Origin of the sequence: Pseudomonas sp. FP1740, from assembly GCF_030687165.1 — a bacterium.
GTDB lineage: Bacteria > Pseudomonadota > Gammaproteobacteria > Pseudomonadales > Pseudomonadaceae > Aquipseudomonas.
The window spans coordinates 5,042,846-5,062,825 of record NZ_CP117461.1; the positions used below are offsets into that span (position 1 = coordinate 5,042,846).

19 protein-coding genes are annotated in these 19,980 nt (G+C 61.1%); 7 read left to right on the forward strand and 12 right to left on the reverse strand.

Going from position 1 to position 19,980, the window contains the following annotated elements:
* Positions 1-69: 69 nt before the first annotated feature.
* Positions 70-831: an SDR family oxidoreductase gene (locus tag PSH69_RS22535; protein WP_018926266.1), complete on the reverse strand. Its 762-nt coding sequence runs from the start codon at positions 829-831 to the stop codon at positions 70-72.
* Positions 832-1,066: 235 nt separating this feature from the next.
* Here PSH69_RS22535 and PSH69_RS22540 point away from each other — a divergent pair, with 235 nt between their 5' ends.
* A complete protein-coding gene (locus PSH69_RS22540; protein ID WP_018926267.1) occupies positions 1,067-2,071 on the forward strand; it encodes an NADP-dependent oxidoreductase in 1,005 nt (334 codons plus the stop codon).
* A 69-nt stretch (positions 2,072-2,140) separates the two neighbouring features.
* Here PSH69_RS22540 and pyrF read toward each other — a convergent pair whose 3' ends face one another.
* Positions 2,141-2,839 carry an orotidine-5'-phosphate decarboxylase gene (gene pyrF / locus PSH69_RS22545; RefSeq protein WP_167331181.1) on the reverse strand — a complete coding sequence of 233 codons (699 nt, stop codon included), beginning with the start codon at positions 2,837-2,839 and terminating at the stop codon, positions 2,141-2,143.
* 292 nt (positions 2,840-3,131) lie between these two features.
* Here pyrF and PSH69_RS22550 point away from each other — a divergent pair, with 292 nt between their 5' ends.
* The 3 genes from PSH69_RS22550 (at position 3,132) to xopAW (ending at position 5,931) form a co-directional block, all read left to right on the forward strand.
* On the forward strand, positions 3,132-3,890 hold the full coding sequence (locus PSH69_RS22550) for a response regulator (RefSeq protein WP_019581208.1): 759 nt from the start codon (positions 3,132-3,134) through the stop codon (positions 3,888-3,890).
* Positions 3,890-4,942 (forward strand): HAMP domain-containing sensor histidine kinase, encoded by a 1,053-nt coding sequence (locus PSH69_RS22555; RefSeq protein ID WP_018926270.1) that lies wholly within the window; start codon positions 3,890-3,892, stop codon positions 4,940-4,942. The genes PSH69_RS22550 and PSH69_RS22555 overlap by 1 nt, the downstream gene beginning before the upstream one ends.
* A gap of 137 nt (positions 4,943-5,079) precedes the next feature.
* Complete coding sequence (gene xopAW / locus PSH69_RS22560) at positions 5,080-5,931, forward strand: XopAW family type III secretion system calcium-binding effector (RefSeq protein WP_305409882.1); 852 nt, start codon at positions 5,080-5,082, stop codon at positions 5,929-5,931.
* Between the two features lie 105 nt (positions 5,932-6,036).
* On the opposite strand, the gene PSH69_RS22565 is transcribed toward xopAW, so the two are convergent.
* From PSH69_RS22565 to PSH69_RS22610, 10 genes are all read right to left on the reverse strand, one after another.
* On the reverse strand, positions 6,037-7,092 hold the full coding sequence (locus PSH69_RS22565) for an AI-2E family transporter (RefSeq protein ID WP_138866980.1): 1,056 nt from the start codon (positions 7,090-7,092) through the stop codon (positions 6,037-6,039).
* Positions 7,093-7,160: 68 nt separating this feature from the next.
* A complete protein-coding gene (locus PSH69_RS22570) occupies positions 7,161-7,967 on the reverse strand; it encodes a DUF4892 domain-containing protein (protein WP_105342854.1) in 807 nt (268 codons plus the stop codon).
* An 8-nt stretch (positions 7,968-7,975) separates the two neighbouring features.
* Positions 7,976-8,635: a glutathione S-transferase family protein gene (locus PSH69_RS22575; protein ID WP_305409883.1), complete on the reverse strand. Its 660-nt coding sequence runs from the start codon at positions 8,633-8,635 to the stop codon at positions 7,976-7,978.
* 50 nt (positions 8,636-8,685) lie between these two features.
* A complete protein-coding gene (locus PSH69_RS22580; protein ID WP_305409884.1) occupies positions 8,686-9,540 on the reverse strand; it encodes an alpha/beta hydrolase in 855 nt (284 codons plus the stop codon).
* Positions 9,537-10,343 (reverse strand): alpha/beta fold hydrolase, encoded by an 807-nt coding sequence (locus PSH69_RS22585; RefSeq protein WP_305409885.1) that lies wholly within the window; start codon positions 10,341-10,343, stop codon positions 9,537-9,539. The genes PSH69_RS22580 and PSH69_RS22585 overlap by 4 nt, the downstream gene beginning before the upstream one ends.
* Before the next feature lie 141 nt (positions 10,344-10,484).
* Positions 10,485-10,928, reverse strand: a complete 444-nt coding sequence (locus PSH69_RS22590) for a hotdog fold thioesterase (protein ID WP_096480908.1) — start codon at positions 10,926-10,928, stop codon at positions 10,485-10,487.
* Positions 10,929-10,960: 32 nt separating this feature from the next.
* Complete coding sequence (locus PSH69_RS22595; RefSeq protein ID WP_305409886.1) at positions 10,961-12,628, reverse strand: AMP-binding protein; 1,668 nt, start codon at positions 12,626-12,628, stop codon at positions 10,961-10,963.
* Between the two features lie 110 nt (positions 12,629-12,738).
* Positions 12,739-13,191, reverse strand: a complete 453-nt coding sequence (gene sixA / locus PSH69_RS22600; protein WP_305409887.1) for a phosphohistidine phosphatase SixA — start codon at positions 13,189-13,191, stop codon at positions 12,739-12,741.
* A complete protein-coding gene (locus tag PSH69_RS22605; protein ID WP_305409888.1) occupies positions 13,188-13,535 on the reverse strand; it encodes a DUF4389 domain-containing protein in 348 nt (115 codons plus the stop codon). The genes sixA and PSH69_RS22605 overlap by 4 nt, the downstream gene beginning before the upstream one ends.
* Positions 13,536-13,570: 35 nt before the next feature.
* Positions 13,571-14,593 (reverse strand): NAD(P)H-dependent glycerol-3-phosphate dehydrogenase, encoded by a 1,023-nt coding sequence (locus PSH69_RS22610; protein WP_019581218.1) that lies wholly within the window; start codon positions 14,591-14,593, stop codon positions 13,571-13,573.
* A gap of 196 nt (positions 14,594-14,789) precedes the next feature.
* Between PSH69_RS22610 and PSH69_RS22615 the strand changes: the two genes are divergently transcribed.
* From PSH69_RS22615 to PSH69_RS22625, 3 genes are read left to right on the forward strand one after another with little or no spacing between them, the layout of a single operon-like run.
* Positions 14,790-16,907 (forward strand): TonB-dependent siderophore receptor, encoded by a 2,118-nt coding sequence (locus PSH69_RS22615; RefSeq protein WP_305409889.1) that lies wholly within the window; start codon positions 14,790-14,792, stop codon positions 16,905-16,907.
* A gap of 1 nt (position 16,908) precedes the next feature.
* On the forward strand, positions 16,909-17,841 hold the full coding sequence (locus PSH69_RS22620; protein WP_305409890.1) for an ABC transporter substrate-binding protein: 933 nt from the start codon (positions 16,909-16,911) through the stop codon (positions 17,839-17,841).
* Positions 17,838-19,739 carry an ATP-binding protein gene (locus tag PSH69_RS22625; RefSeq protein WP_305409891.1) on the forward strand — a complete coding sequence of 634 codons (1,902 nt, stop codon included), beginning with the start codon at positions 17,838-17,840 and terminating at the stop codon, positions 19,737-19,739. The genes PSH69_RS22620 and PSH69_RS22625 overlap by 4 nt, the downstream gene beginning before the upstream one ends.
* Positions 19,740-19,980 lie beyond the last annotated feature (241 nt).

Sequence of the window (19,980 nt, forward strand, 5' to 3'; positions counted from 1 at the left end):
AGCCCCCTCGCCACACAAGCCCGCTCCCACAACATCCGCAGATTCCAAACCATCGCGGCCTGGAAAGAGTTAAAACGCCGTGACCCCACCATCCACCGCCAGCGAATGACCGGTGGTGAACGCCGCGCCGTCGCTGCACAGGTACAGCACCGCGCTGGCAATCTCCTCGACCTTGCCAATGCGTCCGACCGGGTGCATGGCATTGGCGAACTCGCCCTTCTTCGGGTCCGCTTCATAGGCACGACGGAACATGTCGGTGTCGATCACCGCCGGGCACACCGCATTCACGCGAATCTTTTTCTTGGCGTATTCGATCGCCGCCGATTTGGTCAGGCCGATCACCGCATGTTTCGAGGCAGCGTAGATGCTCATCTTCGGCGCAGCCCCCAGACCGGCGACCGAAGCGGTATTGACGATCGCGCCGCCACCTTGGGCCAGCAGCAATGGCAACTGGTACTTCATGCACAGCCAGACGCCTTTGACGTTGACGCCCATGATCGCGTCGAACTCATCGAGCGTGCCCTCGGCCAGTTTGCCTTTCTCGATTTCGATGCCGGCATTGTTGAAGGCATAGTCGAGACGGCCGTAGGCATTCACGACCTCGTCCATCAGATTTTTTACATCGCTTTCCACAGTGACATTGCAGCGCACGAAGGTCGCTTCACCGCCGGCAGCGCGAATCAGCGCCACAGTGCCTTCACCACCGGCCACGTCCAGATCGGCCACCACCACTTTCAAACCTTCGGCGGCGAACGCCAAAGCGGTTGCGCGGCCAATGCCATTGGCCGCGCCCGTCACAACGGCGACCTGACCGGAAAACGTCATGCTCATTGTTATGTCCTCGAAGAGAAGAATGTGGGGAGTCACGTGTTTTCAGTTAGCCACAGCGCCCTGTGACACGGCAGCACTATCAGAAGGCCGGTTGGGCACCCATGAGTGGCAGTGATGGAACTGCCGCCCTGATTATCACTGCACTGGATCGATGTGCATTCGCCGTGTCAGCCAACCTTGCAGCATCGTCCATGAAGGTCTATCAACAAGACTTCATTCACCTTGAGTGCCTGCCATGACTACCCAGACCAATCGCCAGTTCCTGCTCGCCAAACGTCCCGTGGGGCCAGCTACCCGCGAGACGTTCACCTATCAAGAAGTACCAGTCGGTGAGCCTGCGGCAGGTCAGATCCTGGTCAAGAACGAATACCTGTCCCTGGACCCGGCCATGCGTGGCTGGATGAACGAGGGCAAGTCCTACATCCCTCCGGTCGGCATTGGCGAAGTCATGCGCGCACTGGGCGTAGGCAAAGTCATCGCCTCGAACAATCCGGGCTTTGCCGTGGGGGACTACGTCAACGGTGCCTTGGGTGTGCAGGATTACTTCCTTGGCGAGCCGCGAGGTTTCTACAAGGTCGATCCGAAACTGGCGCCACTGCCGCGTTACTTATCCGCGCTGGGCATGACCGGGATGACCGCCTACTTCGCCCTGCTCGATGTCGGCGCGCCGAAAGCCGGCGACACCGTGGTGTTGTCGGGCGCGGCCGGTGCGGTAGGCAGCATCGCCGGGCAAATCGCCAAGATCAAAGGTTGCCGGGTGGTCGGCATCGCCGGCGGCGCGGACAAGTGCAAGTTCCTGATCGATGAGCTGGGTTTTGACGGTGCCATCGATTACAAGAACGAAGACGTGATCGCCGGCCTCAAGCGTGAATGCCCGAAAGGCGTCGACGTGTATTTCGATAACGTCGGCGGCGATATTCTCGACGCCGTGCTGAGCCGCCTGAACATGAAGGCACGGGTGGTGATTTGCGGTGCCATCAGCCAGTACAACAACAAGGAAGCAGTCAAAGGCCCGGCCAACTACCTGGCGTTGCTGGTCAACCGCGCGCGGATGGAAGGCTTCGTGGTGATGGATTACGCCGCACAGTTCGCCGCTGCCGGGCAGGAAATGGCCGGCTGGATGGCCAAGGGGCAGCTCAAGAGCAAGGAAGACATCGTCGAGGGACTGGAAACATTCCCGGAGACGCTGATGAAGTTGTTCAGCGGCGAGAATTTCGGGAAGTTGGTGTTGAAGGTTTAACCCAATATCTGAAAAGAGCACAAAACCCTGTGGGAGCGGGCAAGCCCGCTCCCACAGGGTCCGTGGCGCTTAAGCGATTTCTGCGACGACCGCCGCCAACGCCTTGGCCGGATCCGCCGCCTGGCTGATCGGACGGCCGATCACCAGGTAATCGGAACCTGCATCCAGCGCCTGACGCGGCGTCAGGATGCGGCGCTGATCGTCCAGGGCACTGCCCGCCGGACGAATCCCCGGCGTCACCAGTTGCAACGACGGGTGAGCGGCTTTCAAGGCCTGGGCTTCCTGGGCCGAGCAGACCAGACCGTCCATCCCGGCCTTTTCCGCCAGTGCGGCCAGGCGCAGCACCTGCTCCTGCGGCTCGATGTCCAGGCCAATACCCGCCAGATCCTCACGCTCCATGCTGGTCAGCACGGTCACGCCGATCAACAGCGGTTTCGGGCCGCTGCGCTGATCGAGCACTTCGCGGCAGGCGGCCATCATGCGCAGGCCGCCGGAGCAGTGCACATTGACCATCCATACGCCCATTTCTGCAGCCGCCTTGACGGCCATGGCGGTGGTGTTCGGAATGTCGTGGAACTTGAGGTCCAGGAACACTTCAAAGCCCTTGTCGCGCAAGGTGCCGACGATTTCCGAAGCGCAACTGGTAAACAGTTCTTTACCGACTTTGACCCGGCACAGTTTCGGGTCCAGTTGATCGGCCAGCTTCAGTGCGGCGTCACGGGTGGGGAAATCCAGGGCGACGATGATAGGCGTCTGGCAGGCGGACATGAGTGGGCTCTCAGGCAAGTCGAAATCGGCGCGCATTGTAGCGGAACCAGCGGCGCTGCGGGACCCGATGATCGGTAATTCGTCGTCGCGGCTCAGGCAAGACTAGCTGCTGCGGCAATTGTGTCGACCCCGATACACACACGACACGCCCACAACACCCTTCAACGCTACCCTCGTCAGCCGCAACAAGCCCTACAGCACTTCCCGCCTCACGGCCGGACGCCTATGCTGAAGCCACAACCTCGCAGCCTATCTTTGTGGTTGGCAGCCTACCTGGCAGATGAACGCACGCATGCACAACTCCCCAGCACCTCTGAACGACGATCAAAAAGCGCCGGCCGATGACAAACGCTGGAGCATTCGCGCCCTGATCGTCGACGATGACGTTCCGATCCGCGAACTGATGATCGACTACCTGGCCCGTTTCAATATCCACGCCAGCGGCGTCTCCGATGGCGCCGCCATGCGTCAGGCGCTGCAAGCCGAGCATTTCGATGTGGTGGTGCTCGATCTGATGTTGCCGGGTGAAGATGGTTTGTCGCTGTGCCGCTGGCTGCGCGCCGAATCGGACATCCCGATTCTGATGCTCACCGCCCGCTGCGAACCCACCGACCGGATCATCGGCCTGGAACTGGGCGCCGACGACTACATGGCCAAGCCGTTCGAGCCGCGGGAACTGGTTGCGCGGATTCAGACCATTCTGCGTCGGGTGCGCGACGACCGTACTGAACAGCGTGCGAATATTCGCTTCGACAACTGGCGATTGAACAGCGTGTTGCGCCAGTTGATCGCCGCCGATGGCCTGGTGGTGCCGCTGTCCAACGCCGAATTCCGTTTGCTTTGGGTGTTCATCGAACGTCCGCGCCGGGTGCTCAGCCGCGAACAACTGCTGGACGCGGCGCGCGGTCGCTCGATCGAAGCGTTTGATCGCAGCATCGATCTGTTGGTGTCGCGCCTGCGCCAGAAACTGGGCGACGACCCGAAAGCCCCGCAGTTGATCAAGACCGTTCGTGGTGAGGGTTATCTGTTCGACGCACGAGACATCAGCTGATGCGTGCGCGCTTCGATACGCTGTTCGGTCGCCTGTTCGGCGTGCTGTTGGTGGCGATCGTACTGGCGCACTTGTTAGCTTTTTTATGGTTCAAACATTACGGGCCGCCCCCGCCTCCCCCTCCGCCACCGGGGTTTTCCGAGCGCTTCGACGGCCCTCCCCCACCAATGGACCCGCGTTTCGGCAATCGACCACCGCGGCCATGGTTCGGCGGGCCGCTGGTGCCACTGACCTTTCAGTTTGTCTCGCTGATCATCGCCGCCTGGTACGGCGCCAAGCTATTGACCCGCCCGATTCAGCGCCTGAGCGACGCCGCCGAGCGCCTGAGTGAAAATCTCGACAGTCCGCCGCTGGATGAGTCCGGCCCACGGGAGGCGCGGCAAGCGGCGCACACTTTCAACCTGATGCAGAAACGCATTCTTGAACAAATGCAGCAACGTTCGCGCATGCTCGGCGCGGTGTCCCATGACCTGCGCACACCGCTGTCGCGGCTCAAGCTGCGGCTGGAACAGATCGACGATGAGAAGCTGCAAGGCCAGATGCGTCAGGACCTGGACGACATGATCGGCATGCTCGATTCCACCCTCACTTACCTGCACGAACAGCGCACCAGCGAGGCGCCACAATGGATGGACGTGCAGGCGCTGGTGGAGTCCCTGAGCGAAAACGCCCAGGACCAGGGCGCCGACGTCCAGGCCCGCGGCCATTGCGCCCCGCTGCAGGTTCAACCGATGGCTTTGCGCTCGTGCATCAACAACCTGCTGGACAACGCCTTGCGTTATGCCGGGGACGCGCTGATCACGCTTGAGGACAGTCGCGAACAACTGGTGATCCGGGTCATTGACCATGGCCCGGGTATCGCGGCGGAAAAACGTGAAGCGGTGTTTGAACCGTTCTTTCGCCTGGAAGGTTCGCGCAATCGCAATTCCGGCGGCGTCGGTCTGGGCATGACCATCGCCCGGGAAGCCGCGGAGCGTTTGGGCGGGCAGTTGAGCCTGGAAGAAACGCCCGGCGGTGGTCTGACCGCCGTCATCCGCCTGCCCCGCGTCTAAGTCTGCCACGGGATCGGGGTCTAACTGGATAAGTTGTGTACCCATCGGTACAAATCCCACATACCCACGATAACTTGCCCCTTGAGCCTGCATAAACCGGTGCACCCACCGGTTTCCCATTCCAAGGAGTGAGCACAATGATCGGTAGTGTCAGCAGCTACACGAGCTATACCAGCACCAGCAGTACCACCACCAACAGCGCCCGCAGCCAGCAACTCCAGAAAGAACTGCTCGCCAAACTCGACAACAACAGCGACGGCGCGGTGGATCAGGATGAGCTCAAGAGCGCCCTGTCGCAGAAATCCGACGATGGTCTGCTGGTCAGCCTGAGCAAGAACTTCAGCGACCTGGACAGCGACGAAAGCGGCAGCCTGAGCAGCGAAGAGATGGCCGCGATGGCCCCTCCGCCGCCACCACCAAGCGATCAGGCACCGAACACCGAGCTGGCCGATGCGCTGATCAGCGCGTTGGACACAGACGGCGACGGCGCCATCAACAGCGATGAGCTGAGCAATGGCCTGACCAGCACCGGCAGCACGGCCGACAGCTCGGAAATCTTCTCGGCCCTGGACAAGAATGAAGACGGCACCGTCAGCCAGGACGAACTCGCCGCCAGCCTGACCCCGCCGCCACCGCCACCTCAGCAGATGTCCAGCGAAGAACTGTTCAGCCAGCTCGACGCCGACAGCGATGGCAGTGTCACCGCCACGGAACTGAGCAGCGCGTTGCAGGCCAGCGACAGCACTTCATCGACCTCCACCGACACCAGCGCCGCGTTACTCAAAGTACTCGATAGCGACAGCAGTGGTGGCGTCAGCAGCGATGAACTGAAAGCCGTCCTGCAAGCCGGCCGCGAGCAGAACTCCGACAGCTCGACCCATCAGCTCAACGTGACCGAAGCCCTGAACAAAATGATTGCCAACCTGAGCAAGCAATACTCGCTCGACAATGTGGCGACCGTGGGCAAACACCTGAACGTGGTCACTTAAGTCAAAAAGCATCGCGAGCAGGCTCGCTCCCATATGGGTTTGTGTCGGCCACAAAATAAGCGTGGGGGCGAGCCTGCTCGCGATGCCTAAGCCCCAACAAAAAACTCAGGGCCGGCGATCCTCAACCCGAGCCTGACTCTTGCTCCAATCGGTCAGCAGGCTGTAAGCCACGGCCAACAACGTCGGGCCAATGAACAGACCGATAAACCCGAACGCAATCAACCCGCCAAACACCCCCAGCAGCACAATCACCAACGGCAAATTCCCGCCCCGGCTGATCAGGTACGGCTTAAGCACATTGTCGACCCCGCTGATGATGAACATCCCCCAAATCCCGAGGAACACCGCCATCCCGTATTCGCCCTTCCAGGCCAGCCATGCCGTGGCCGGAATCCACACCAATGGCGGCCCCATCGGAATCAGGCTCAGCAAAAACGTCACAATCCCCAACACCAACGCCCCAGGCACACCGGCAATCAGGAAGCCGATCAACGCCAGCACCGCCTGGGCCGCCGCTGTACCGATCACTCCGTTGACCACCCGTTGCACGGTGCCCGCCACCAGTTCGATGTAATACCCGGCGCGGTCGCCAATCAGCCGCTCCAGCAACCCATGGACAAATACCGCCAACCTTGGCCCGTCCCGGTAGAAAAAGAATACGAAGACAATACTTAGCGTCAGCTCGAGAATCCCGCCGCCAATCTGCGCACTGCGCGCCAGCAACCAGTTGCCGACCTGCCCCAGATACGGCTTGATCGCTAGCATCATCGCCGCGCCCTGCTGATCGATGCTGTTCCAGATTCCTACCAACCGCTCGCCGACCAGGGGAATACTGCCTACCCAGACCGGTGCTTCGGGCAGACCATCGACTTGCACATCCTTGATGAACGCCGTGGCATCGCGCACGTGGTCCGCCAGGTTGAACCCCAGCCACACCAGCGGTGCCGCCACCAGCAGCATCCAGCCGAGTGTCAGCAACAGCGCCGCCAGGGATTCACGGCCATTGAGCCAGCGGGTCAACAGACGCATCAACGGCCAACTGGCAAACGCCAGCACCGCGCCCCAGAACAGCGCCGACCAGAACGGCGCCATTACCCATAAACTCGCGCCAAACAGCACCAGCAGCAGGATCTGCACCAACAGCCGATCGTTATTGACCATGTAAGATCCCGAAAAAAGTCAGCCCGCAAAGAGTAGGCAAATGCGCAGACGCATTCGCCAAATGAAGCTTATCGCAACAGTTCGAAGCGCAGGCCAGAGCCTTCGACGCTACCGGTTTCCATCCGTGCCGTACGCACGCCCTGGCCGATCAGTGCCTGGCGCCAGGCTTCGGCATTGGGCCCCGAAACGCTGACCCGCAAGGTAGTGTCCAGGTTCAGGCCTCGGGAAATCAAACGTAGCCAGGTGTCGTCAGGGTCGCCGTCAAGTTTGGGGAAATCGAGCTTCCCGGTGCTTTTGAGCTGGCGCAGCAACGTCGCGGACGTCGGCAGCAAATCCCCCAGTGGTGCCGAGGCATCGAATTGTTCGACGTGCAGATACGCCCTGCGATTGCCGCGAGTGATGCTGTAAAGCGCCACCAGCGAGTTGTCTTGAGGAGCGGCCAGACGCAACAGCAAATAAGCCTGCTGATTATCGGCGCCATACAGTTTGGAATTGCCGAAGACTTCATTGGCCCACAGGCTGCTTTCCCCGCAATCCCGTGCCTGGCACCAGAACAACAGCTCGGCCCCCTGCTTCTGCAAGGCTTCCCGGGCGGCGGTGAAGGCATCGGTGGAGGAATGCTCCGGTGGCAATTCGTAGGTGACCGAGGTCGTTTGCCCCCGGGCGGCAACCTGGCCGTCGTAGCGCAACTGACCGCTGATCTTGCGGATAGACCCCAGCGGATAAATCCGTTCGAGTTCCACCGTCGGGCGATAGTCGACGATCTGCGCATCGGCCACGCGCGGCACGATCTTCAGATCCTGACTGCCTGGAATGTCAGCGGCCAGCAACCAGGGACTGAAACTGCACAGCGCCAGCAGAGTGAGTGAACGCATGGACAGACTCATCGGATCAACATGGCCTGGGCACCCTTGATGACACTGGCGTCATCGATGCGCTCAGGCACCAGCAAGCCGCGTTGTACCGCCGGGCGCGCCTCCATGGCTGCCATCCAGCGCTGCAAGGCCGGCAAGCCGTCCACCGAGACGCCGGACCAGTCGTGGCCACGGACCCACGGAAAGGTCGCGATGTCGGCAATGCTGTACTCGCCCGCCAGAAATTCCACGGCTTGCAGACGCGTGTCGAGCACTTCATACAAGCGTCGGGTTTCATGTTGATAGCGATCGATGGCGCCCTGGAGCTTTTCCGGGAAGTAGCGGAAAAACACGTTGGCCTGGCCCTGCATCGGGCCGATGCCGCCCATCTGGAACATCAGCCACTGCAACACCACCGAGCGCCCTTTCGGGTCCTGGGGCAGCAGTTTGCCGGTCATCTCGGCGAGGTAAATCAGGATCGCGCCAGACTCGAACACGGCGAAATCGCCATTGGCGCGGTCGACAATCGCGGGAATGCGGCCATTGGGATTGATCTTGAGGAAGTCCTTGGACTTCTGTTCCTTTTTGTCGAAACTCAAGGCGTGCACCGTATAGGGCAGGCCGAGTTCCTCGAGCACGATAGAGACCTTGTGGCCATTCGGGGTCGCAGCGGTGTACAGATCTATCATGGTTGTCTCCCATTTCAACCCGCCCAGCCTCGACAGTTGCCCGGCGCAAGTCAAGGAACGGCGAAGAACCGATTGAAACAGTCTGCGACAAGGTCGGCGCCGGGTTCGTCGTTCAGGTGCAAATGATGGCCGCCAGGCAACTGTTCACGGCTAAAGGGTAGACGTTCCAGCAACTCGGGATGTTTGGCGAGCATGCCGTCAGCCGCGACCACCAGGTGTGCAGGACAACTGACGCGCTGGACGAAAGCCATTGCCTGCTCAGTGGTCAGACGCAGCGGCGACGGCAGCGTCAGGCGGTTGTCGGTGCGCCAGGTATAACCGCCCGGCACCGGCATCAAGCCGCGCTGGGCCAACAGTTCGGCGGCTTCGCGACTGACCGCCACCAAACCTTTCATGCGCGCTTCGATAGCCCGATCGAGCGTGCTGTAGACCGGTTTGCGTTTTTCCCGCAGATCCAGCTGCGCTTGCAGGGCCATGCCCATACGCTCGGCGGCGTTTTCGCCCTTGTCTGTAGGAGGAATGACGCCGTCGATCAACGCCAGGTGACTCACCCGCTCCGGCAACGACCCGGCCAGCACCAGCGAGACGATCGCCCCCAGGGAATGCCCCAGCAGCGCAAAACGTTTCCATCCCAACTGCTCGGCCACTTGCAGCACGTCGTGGGCGTAGTCCCACAGGGCGTAACCGGCGCCGTTCGGCCGATGCCCCGAGTGACCGTGCCCGGCCATGTCCAGCGCGATGATGCGCAAGCCTTTGAGCTTCGGCGCCAGCCGGGCAAAGCTGTTGGCGTTGTCCAGCCAGCCGTGCAAGGCGATCACCGGCAAGCCGTCCTCGGGACCGAACAGGTGCGCCGCCAACTCGATATGCGGCAGGCTCAGGCGAACTTCTTCAACAACGCTGCTCATGCGCAATCCTGTTGGCGGCGACTGTCCCAGCGACTGAACAGGCTCTTCAGCAGCGTAGCCGTGTCTTGTGGACGTTCGAGGGGAAACATGTGACCGCCGGGCAGGGTCAAGGACTCGCCCAGCGGCATGCGCCCGACGGATCGGGCGTGATGACGCATCACCACGCGGCTCTTGTGCCCGCGAACCACCGCCAGCGGCACTTTCAACTGCCGCGCGCGACCGGGGCTGGTGTGGGGTACGCCGCGGTAGATGCTGATTTCCGTGGCCGGGTCGAAACGCAGGCGCAGCTTGTCGCCGACCTTTTGCAAACCATGTTGAAGATAGGCTTCGAAGCATTCCGGGTCGAAGCCACGAAACAGGGTTTTACCGGCGAAATACAGGCGGGCCGCTTCCAGATCGGCGAACTCTTCCCGTCGTCCCAATGTGCGACCGGCCGGGGTCAGGCGATCGATGAAACCGAAGCGTTTGGCGGCACGGATTACCCATTGATCGGTGCGGGTCAGCACCGGTGAATCGAGCATGACCACGCCGCGATACAACTCAGGACAACGCAACGCGGCGTGCAGGTGCAGCACGCCGCCGAAAGAGTGGCCAACGCCCCAGACCGGCTCCGGCTGCTGCTGGAGGTGATGAATCAGCTCATCCACCAGATTGTTCCAGTTGTCGTCCGCCGGAAAACGCGGGTCATGGGCGTGCTGCTCCAGATGCGCCACCTGGTACTCGGGCGCCAGCGCCGCGAACAACTTGCTGTAGGTCCCCGAAGGAAAGCCATTGGCGTGGGCGAAAAATATCTGTTGCGACATACCGGCAGATCCATGTGCAAAAAACAGACGTTGATTGTCCGTAAGACGACGTCCTACAGCAATGACCGTAACTGACAGGAATGATGACAGTCGGGTCAGGGCTATGACGAGGGAGCAAGGATGCCCCTGGCAGGCCGAAACTCATCGTGCTGGTGGATTCTCCCCCAACGGCACCACCGCCATGGTCAGCCGCGACACACAACTGGCCTTGCCCTCATCACTGGTCAAGCGAATATCCCAGACATGGGTGGTGCGCCCGATGTGAATCGCCTTGGCCACCGCCGTCACCCGACCGCTGCGCAGACCGCGCAAATGGTTGGCGTTGATTTCCAGGCCCACGCAATAAAACTTGCTGGCGTCGATGCACAGGAAACTGGCCATCGAGCCAACGGTTTCGGCCAGCACCACCGAAGCGCCGCCGTGCAGCAATCCATAAGGCTGGTGCGTACGGTGGTCAATGACCATGCTCGCGGTCAGAGACTCGTCATCGAAGGCTTCGAAGCGAATATCCAGCACTTCGCCGATGGTGTTTTTCTGGATAGCGTTCAACTGCTCGATGTTGGGAGTGGTGCGCCACAGAGTCATTGTTGCGTTCCTTTGTTGGTGTTGTTCGTGACTCAATCCTGCCACAGCACCGCCTCGCTGCGCGCGCTCCATTCTTCGAAGCGCGCACCGTAAGCCGATTCGATCATGTTGCGCTTGATCTTCAAGGTCGGTGTCAGGAAACCGTTTTCCACCGCCCAACAGTCCTTGACCACCACCAGCCGGTGCAAGCGTTCATGTTTATCAAGCGAACCGTTGACCTCCTCCAGCAGCTTTTCCAGACTTGAATGCAGGCCCGCCCTCATCGTTCCGCTGGCGTCTTGCAGGCCAACCGCCGACAACACGCATAACCCCAGCGGTGCGCTCAAGCCGTCGCCCACCACGCACACTTGTTCGATCCGCGAATGCACCGCCAGGCGATTCTCGATCGGCGCCGGGGCCACGTATTTGCCTTTGCTGGTCTTGAAAATTTCCTTCAGGCGCCCGGTCAGGCGCAGGTTGCCCTCGGCGTCTTCCTCGCCCTTGTCACCGGTGCGCAGGAAGCCGTCCTCGGTGAGGGTTTCGGCGGTTTTCAAAGGCTCCTTGAAATAGCCGAGCATGATCGCGCCGCTGCGCACCAGCACTTCACCTGATGGCTCAACCCGTACTTCGACCTCCGGGCATGGCTTGCCGATCCAGCCAGGGTTGTTTTGACCGGGCAGGCCGATGTGGGAGTAACCGCAGCTTTCGGTCATGCCGTACACCTCCAGCACGTCCAGCCCCAGTTTTCGATACCAGTTCAACAAGGCCTGCGGCACTGGCGCCGCGCCGGACAAGGCAATACGCAAAGCGTCCAGCCCCAGCCCGGCGAGGACTTTGTGCCCTACCCGTTTGCCGATGAAAGGCAGGCCGAGCAGGAAGTCGAGGCGTTTTGCCGGGATCTTGCCGTACACGCCCATCTGGAATTTGGTCCAGATGCGTGGCACGCCGAACAGCGCGGTCGGTCGGGCACGCTGCAAATCGGTGAGGAAGGTGTCGAGGCTCTCGGCGAAAAACACCGTTTGCCCGGTGTAGATCGCTGCCAGCTCGACGAACATCCGCTCGGCGACATGGCACAGCGGCAGGTAGGACAGCAGGCGATCCGACTCATTCAGGCCAAACAACCGGGTGCCATGGGTGGTGGCAAATCCCAGCGTGCCGAAACTGTGCATCACGCCTTTGGGCTGGCCCGTGGTGCCAGAGGTGTAAATGATGGTCGCCAGTTGATCGGCGGCGGGTTTGGGATCGTCCTGAATCGGTGAGCTGCGTTGCAGGTCGGCCCAGCTGAAATTGAAAGTGCCCACCGGGCACAGCGGCAGGCTGATGGTCGGCAGGTCAGGCCTAATCCCGACGGACATACCCGGCCAGTCATCCAGCTTACCGATGAACGCCAGTGCAGCTTCAGAATGATCGAGCACCTGGGCCGCGGATTCGGCGGTCAGATTGGGGTACAGCGGCACCGAGACATGCCCGGCCATCCAGATCGCCAGGTCGGCGATGATCCAGTGGGCACAGTTTTTCGAGATCAATGCGATGTGGCTGCCTTGCGGCAATTCGCGAGCCCGCAGCCAGTGGGCGGCACAGCGCGCCTGATGACCGACGTCGGCCCAGGTCAGCGTCTCGACTTGGCCGCCCCCGGTCGGCTGCACCAGAAAGCGCTGGCGCGGATGACGGGCTTCGCGTTCGTAGAAGACGTCCAGTGGCAAACGAACAGCAGCAGACATGCGACTTGCTCCTTCATTTTTGATCTGGAGCAAGCGTAGTCAACCAAGCAAGTGCTTGGTTGACTATTTCACACAAAAACCAGCAACGACACAGGTCCTGTGGGAGCCGGTTATGGGGTTTTGATGCCGTTGAGCTTCATGGACCCAACCAGCAGTTCGTCGCCCTCAAGCTCCGCCAGTCCGGCGGTACCGACTCGCTCCGGGTCTTGCACGTGACCATGCTGCAAATAGCCCAGCAGGTTACCGACCAGCGGGTTGTGGCTGACCAGCAGCGCGTGATCCACGGAAACCAACTGCTCCGCCACTGCTTGCGGATTGTTGTCGGGCGTCAGCCATTCGACGGTGCGAATCTCCGGTGCAAAACCCAGCTCCTTACGCACCAGCATTGCGGTCTCCTGCGCTCGCAGGTAAGGGCTGGCATAAATGGCAGTCAGGTGTTTGCCCTTCAATTTGGCCGCGATGCGCTTCACCTCTTTGCGCCCCTTATCGGTCAGGGCCCGCTCGGAGTCCGGGCGGGTACCGTGAGGCTCGGCTTCACCATGACGCAATACCCAGAGTTTCATAGTTTCGGTTCCTCATCTCGGGCCGGATGCGGCGCCGGCGCCACAACGTGCGGGGCTTCACCTTCCGGTGTACGCGGCGCTGGCCAGTCGGCGAACGGCCAGGGCTTCTGGTCGCTGTGAAAGCTGCCGAAACGACCGATCTGCGCCAGATACTGGCTCAGGCTGTCGCCGAAATTCATCAGGCTGGCGCTCGGTGCGCCATATATCAAACGATAGATCAGCTGCACCAGCACCACTGCGCCGAGGATCAACTGCGCCACTTGCCAGACCAGCACATAGACAATCATCCACAGAACTCGCAGCAGGATGGATTCGTACTTGCCTTCTACTTTCGGATCGTTCATGTCTGTCTCGCTCCCTGCTCGTATCGGTTAAGTGCTTAGAAACCACTGGGGGAAATAAAGTCCACGTCGGTTTTCGGTTCGCCACGCATCAACAACCCAATCACCTGATCAAGCGTGCGCCCTTCGAACAGAATCGCGTGCAATCCGGCGACCAGCGGCATATACACGCCCACTTCCTGAGCCTTGGCCTTGAGCACCTTGAGGGTATTCACGCCTTCGGCCACTTCGCCCAGACGCGTCACCGCGTCCTCCAGGCTCAAGCCCTGGCCGAGGGCAAACCCGACCTGATAATTGCGGCTTTTCGGCGATGAGCAGGTGACGATCAAATCGCCGACGCCCGCCAGCCCCAGGAACGTCATCGGGTTGGCACCCTGACTCACCGCGAAACGGGTCATTTCCGCCAGAGCCCGGGTAATCAGCATGCTCTTGGTGTTTTCGCCCATGCCCAACGCTACCGCCATGCCGGCGATGATGGCGTAAACGTTTTTCAGCGCCCCGCCCAGCTCCACGCCAAAGCGGTCGGCGCTGGCGTATACGCGAAAGGTCCGGCCATGCAGAGCGGCCTGAACCTGCTGGCAAAGGTCTTCGTCTTCGCTGGCGACCACCGTGGCGGTCAGCGCGTGTTCGGCGATTTCACGGGCCAGGTTCGGCCCCGACAGCACGCCGATGCGCGCTTGCGGGGCGATGTCTTCAAGAATCTGGCTCATCAGCTTGAACGTATGGGCTTCGATGCCTTTGGTCAGGCTCACCAGCATTTTGCCGCTCAAAAGCTGAGCGTAGGGCGCCAACACCGAGCGCAGTGCGCTGGAGGGCAACGCGACGAAGCACAGGTCGCAGGCTTCCAGCGTGGCTTGCAGGTCTGTGACCGCCTCCACCGCCGCAAGAATCTTGATGCCTTTGAGGTAACGCGGGTTCTCGCGATTGACCCGAATGGCCTCGGCCTGCTCGGGGTCACGCATCCACAGCCGCACCTGATGCCCGTTCTCGGCCAGCAGATTAGCCACGGCGGTACCAAAACTTCCGCCTCCCAGGACCGCAATTGGGCGCTGTTCAGTCATATGCAATCCGTTAATCCATACCAGTGGCGATGCCCGCATTATACGGAGCGGCCCAGTGGCGGCCAGCCCCGACATCAATTACCGGCACTTGTAGGAAGAAGACCAAGAAAACCGAGGAAAATGCCCACAACGTGACTGGAAAAGTCATTGCGCTCGGTTAACATGCGCGCCAATTAATCGCTATCAAGGCCGTGCCGTGTCTTTTGGCTCTCCCTCTCCTCGCTCGCCACTGGTGCTGGCGCTGATGTTCAGCTCGCCATTGCTGGCCGACGACCTGTTCCTGGACAACGATCCGTTGCCGCAAGTGCTCACCGCGACGCGCCTGAAGCAGTCGCCGGCGGCCGTGCCGGGCAGCATGACGGTGATCGACAGCGAACTGATCAATGCCAGCGGCGCGCGGGACATCAGCGAGTTGCTGCGGCTGGTGCCGGGGATGATGGTCGGCAATATCAGCGGCAACCAGGCGGCGGTGAACTACCACGGCACCAACGCCAGCGAAGCGCGGCGCATGCAAGTGCTGATCGACGGCCGCTCGGTGTACCGCGCGGGCCTGGCCACGGTGGACTGGAGTGATATTCCGGTGGCCATGGAAGACATCGAGCGCATCGAGGTTTTCCGTGGCCCGAACACCGTCAGCTACGGCGCCAACGCGCTGATGGCGGTGGTCAATATCATCACCCGCAAACCGGCCGACAGCCACGGCACACGGCTGAAAATCACCCGAGGCCAACGCGGCATCAACGATTTCTACGCCAGCCAGGGCATGGGCTGGGACAGCGGCGACTTGCGCCTGTCGTTGTCCGGGCAACAAGACGATGGCTTCGACTCGGACCGCACCGGCGCCGATTACCGCGACAGCCGTCGCTTGAACCGCTTCAGCCTGGCCGTCAGCCAGACACTCAATGAAAACCAGAGCATCGACTGGCAACTGAACGCCAAGGACGGGAGCAACCAGCGCCCCTATACCTACCGCCCGGTGTTCTCAGGGATTACCGCCGCTGGGAACAATTCCGACGTCATCGCCAAGGACTACGCGGGCTCGCTGCGCTGGAACCTGGACATCAACCCTGATCACAGCCTTTATATTCAAGGCTCGGCGCAACACTGGGATCGTCAGCAGACTTGGCGTGCCTGCGATGCCGAGATCTCGTTCAGCCCGGAGCTGACCCAACTTTGGCAGCTCAACCCCAATTACACCGAACGCCTGGCGCGCAACATCGCTCGTTTCACCGGCGCGCCCCCCGGCACAGCGGCAGAACAAGACCTGGCCAATCAGGTTCTGGCGCAATGGCGAAACGGCGCGAACAAAACGCTGTGCGGCGACATCGACCAGAGTGCCCGAGAGTCGCGCTACGACCTCGAACTGCAAGACACCCTCAGCCTGTCCGACACGCTGCGGCTGGTCAGCGGCATCAACTATCGTTACGACCGGGCCGATTCCGAGACCTACTTCAATGGCACGCTCGACGACACCACCTGGCGGGCGTTCGGCCAACTCGAGTGGCGCGCTACTGAGCACTGGTTGCTGCAGGGCGGGGCGATGTTCGAAGACACGCAATTGACCGGCAGCTCACTGACCCCACGGCTGGCGGTCAACTATCTGATCAACCCACGCCACGGTTTGCGCGCGGTGTACTCGGAAGCCGTCCGCTCGCCGGACATGTTCGAGAACAGCGTCAACTGGAGCTATCAGGTGACCAACCTGCAGCCCAGTGCCTATGGCCAGACCAGCGCCCGCTATTTCGTCAGGACCCGTGGCCCGGGTGACCTCAAACAGGAACGCATGCGCTCCCGGGAATTGGGCTACAACGGCTACTTCACAGACTGGGGACTGACGGTCGATGTGAAGCTGTTCTACGACGAAATCAACGGCATGATCAGCGAACCGCTGCGCAACAATCAGTACATTGCCAGCAACTCGAACAGCTCGCGCTTCAGCGGCACTGAAACCCAGCTGGACTGGCGCGTCAGCAGCGCCGACCGTCTGCGCCTGACCTACGCCTATGTCGATGCCGAGGCGAGCAACCCGCTGGATGCACGACAAACGGCGCGCAACAGCGGCTCCGCCGGTTGGCTGCGCAACTGGGGCCAGGGCTGGAACAGCGCGCTCTTCTACTATGGCGCCGATGCCCTCAACGGTTATCGCTTCGAGCGGGTCGACACTCGCATCGCCAAACGCATCGGCCTGGGCAAGGCCAATCTGGAGCTGGCCGGGGTCCTCCAGCAACGCCTCGACAATCAGCCCACCACTTTCGTCGACAACAACTACGACGAACGCCGAGTGCTCTACTTCAGCGCGGAGCTGGAGTTTTAAGATGCAGTATTGCCTGCCACGGAAGACGCCAACCCTTGGCCGCCTGCTGGCGGGGCTGTGCCTGGTGTTTGCCGGGCTGCTGTGCAATCTGCCGGCCCGGGCCGCCGACATTCTGCTGACCGGCGCCGAAGAGAGCCCTGGCGTGCAGTCTTTCGTCCAGGCCCTGAGCGAGTTGCGCCCCACCGACAGCGTGCGTTTCCAGCCGGTCGCCAGCTTGCCGGCACCCGGCCAACTGCCAGCGGGCACCCGCCTGATTCTGCTCGACTTGCAAAGTCTCGACTGGCGCCTGCAAGACGCCCAAGGCCCGCCAACGCTGGTGCTGCGCATCAGCCGTCTGCAAGCCCACCAACGCTTTGGCGATGTTTCGCCACCGCACCTGAGCCTGCTCTGGAGCGATCCGCCGCTGGATCGACAATTGCGCCTGACCCGACTCGTCCTGCCCGAGGCTCGACGGGTCGGCGTGCTTTTCGACAGCCACAGCGAATTCCTGCTGAAGGAACTGCATCATGCCGCCCTGCCCCTGGGCCTTGAAGTGGTCACCGAGCGTTGGGACGACACCAATGACAGCCGCCCGTTGCAGGCCCTGCTGAAAAACAGCGATGTGCTGCTGGGCCTGGATGATCCTGATCTGTACAACCCCAAAACCGTGAAAAACCTGCTGCTCAGCAGCTACGCGCGGCAGCTGCCGCTGATCGGCCCCAATGCCGCCTTCGTCAGGGCGGGCAGCCTCGCCAGCACCTACAGCGACCAGCGCGATTGGCTGAAGATTCTCGACGAACTGCTCGACCGCCCCTCCAGCACCTGGCCGCGCACCCTTTATCCGCAGCACTTCAAGGTCTTGAGCAACCCGCAAGTGGCTCGTTCATTAAGCATTGAACCGATGAATGAAGCCTCTGTCGCAACACAGCTGGCCGAAGGAGAACATCGCCCATGACCTTCCATAGCGGTTGGGACATCAATACCCGTACCCAGATCATCAGCCTCGGCCCGGCGCTGCTGCTGACGTTGCTGCTGATCAGTTTCTTCACCTTCGTGCGAATCCAGGACCTGCGCCAGGAACTCAACCACACCGGTCAACTGATCGCCAACCAACTGGCGCCGGCCACCGAATACGGGGTGATCTCGGGTAATAACGACGTGCTTGAGAGTTTGCTCAAAGCCACCCTGGCCACGCCCAATGTGCGTTTTCTGGAGGTTCAGGACAGCACCAACCGGATTCTGGTGTACGTCGAACAACCGTCGGAAACCCACAATCGCTCGCACCAGGTCGAAGTGTTCCAGGCACCGGTGCGGCTGCAACGCATCGCGCTCAACAATGACTTCTTCCAGAACAGCCGCACCGCCCCAACCAAGCCGGGAGAGGATTACCTGGGCCGGGTGATCGTCGGTCTGTCCAATGACGCCTTCAACCAGCGCCAGCAGGAAATCCTGTTCAAGGCCGGGATCCTGGCCCTGTTCGCCCTGCTGTTTACCTTTCTGCTGGCTCGGCGCCTGGCCAGCAGCCTGTCGCAACCGATCCACGATATCGGCAATGCGGTCAAGGCAATCCAGGAAGGCGACTACAAAACGCCCCTGCCGATTGTCGACGACACCGAACTGGGCGCCCTGTCGCAACACATCAACAACCTTGCCCAGGGCCTTGAAAAAGCCAGCCGCGAACAGCATCAGGCCATGGCGCAATTGATCCAGACCCGCGAAGAAGCGGAAAGGGCCAACAACGCCAAATCCGACTTCCTGGCCATGATGAGCCATGAGCTGCGCACGCCGATGAATGGCGTGTTGGGCATGCTGCAACTGCTGGAAACCACCGCGATGACCGAGGAACAGATCGAGTACGCCGCGCTGGCTTCGGAATCGACTGAACACCTGCTCAAAGTGATCAACGACATTCTCGACTTCTCGCGCATCGAGCGTTCGGAACTGGAGTTGGAGCACATTGCGTTCAACCTCGCGGACCTGATCGGCAGCTGCGCCCAATCGTTCCAGCACAGCGCGGTGCAACGCGGGCTCGATCTGCAACTGCACATCCCCGAAGACATGCGTGCGCTGCAGGTTCAGGGCGACCCGACGCGGATCCGGCAGATACTGGTCAACCTGGTCGGCAATGCGCTGAAATTCACCGAACGGGGCCGCGTCACGATCGAACCGCAGTGGCAGTCGCTGGATCACGAATTGCTGTGGTTCACCTGCACCGTGCGCGACAGCGGGATCGGTATCCCGGCCGAAAGCCTGGAGTTGATGTTCAACGCGTTCCAGCAGGCCGACAGTTCTATTTCAAGACGTTACGGCGGCACCGGATTAGGGCTGCCAATTGCCCGTACCCTGGCTGAGCGGATGGGCGGCACCTTGCGCGCTCAGAGCGAAGAAGGCGCAGGCTCGGTGTTCACCCTGGAAATTCCTTTGGCCCTCTACAAGCAGCCATTGCCAACGCTGATGCCACGAGTCCATACCGGCAATGACCATGGCGAAGGTCGTAATGTGCTGCTGGTGGAAGACAACCCGGTCAACCGCACCGTGGTCGAAGCAATGTTGCGCAGTCTGGGCTTTACTGTCAGCGTCGTTACAGATGGCGCACAAGCGGTGCGCAGCGCCGAGAGCCTGATTTTCGAAGCGATTCTGATGGATTGCCGACTGCCGGTCATTGACGGCTACGAGGCCACCCGACAGATTCGCCAACTGCCCGGCTGCGCTGACGTGCCGATCATTGCCCTGACGGCCAACGCCTTGCAGGGCGATCGTGAAGCCTGTTTGTCCGCGGGAATGAACGATTACCTGGCCAAGCCCTTTAAACGCACTGATCTGCAGCAAATTCTGCAGCGTTGGGTGCAGTAGTGCAGGCCTTTCGACGATCTGCGACTGGCGTGAAAGACGAAAGTGCGGCAGTCTTAGGCACCCGAACAGGCCCTAAAAGGGGCTTGAATAATAATTTCAGTGCACAAGTGTACATTCATGTCCTTGGTGCTGTGACTTTCACTACAACGCAATAGTCTATGAGTAGGCTGCTGACTCGAGGCATGAACGCTTCGATCGGCCGGGAAGATTCGCCCCCCTGCCGCATGGACTATTGAGGAGC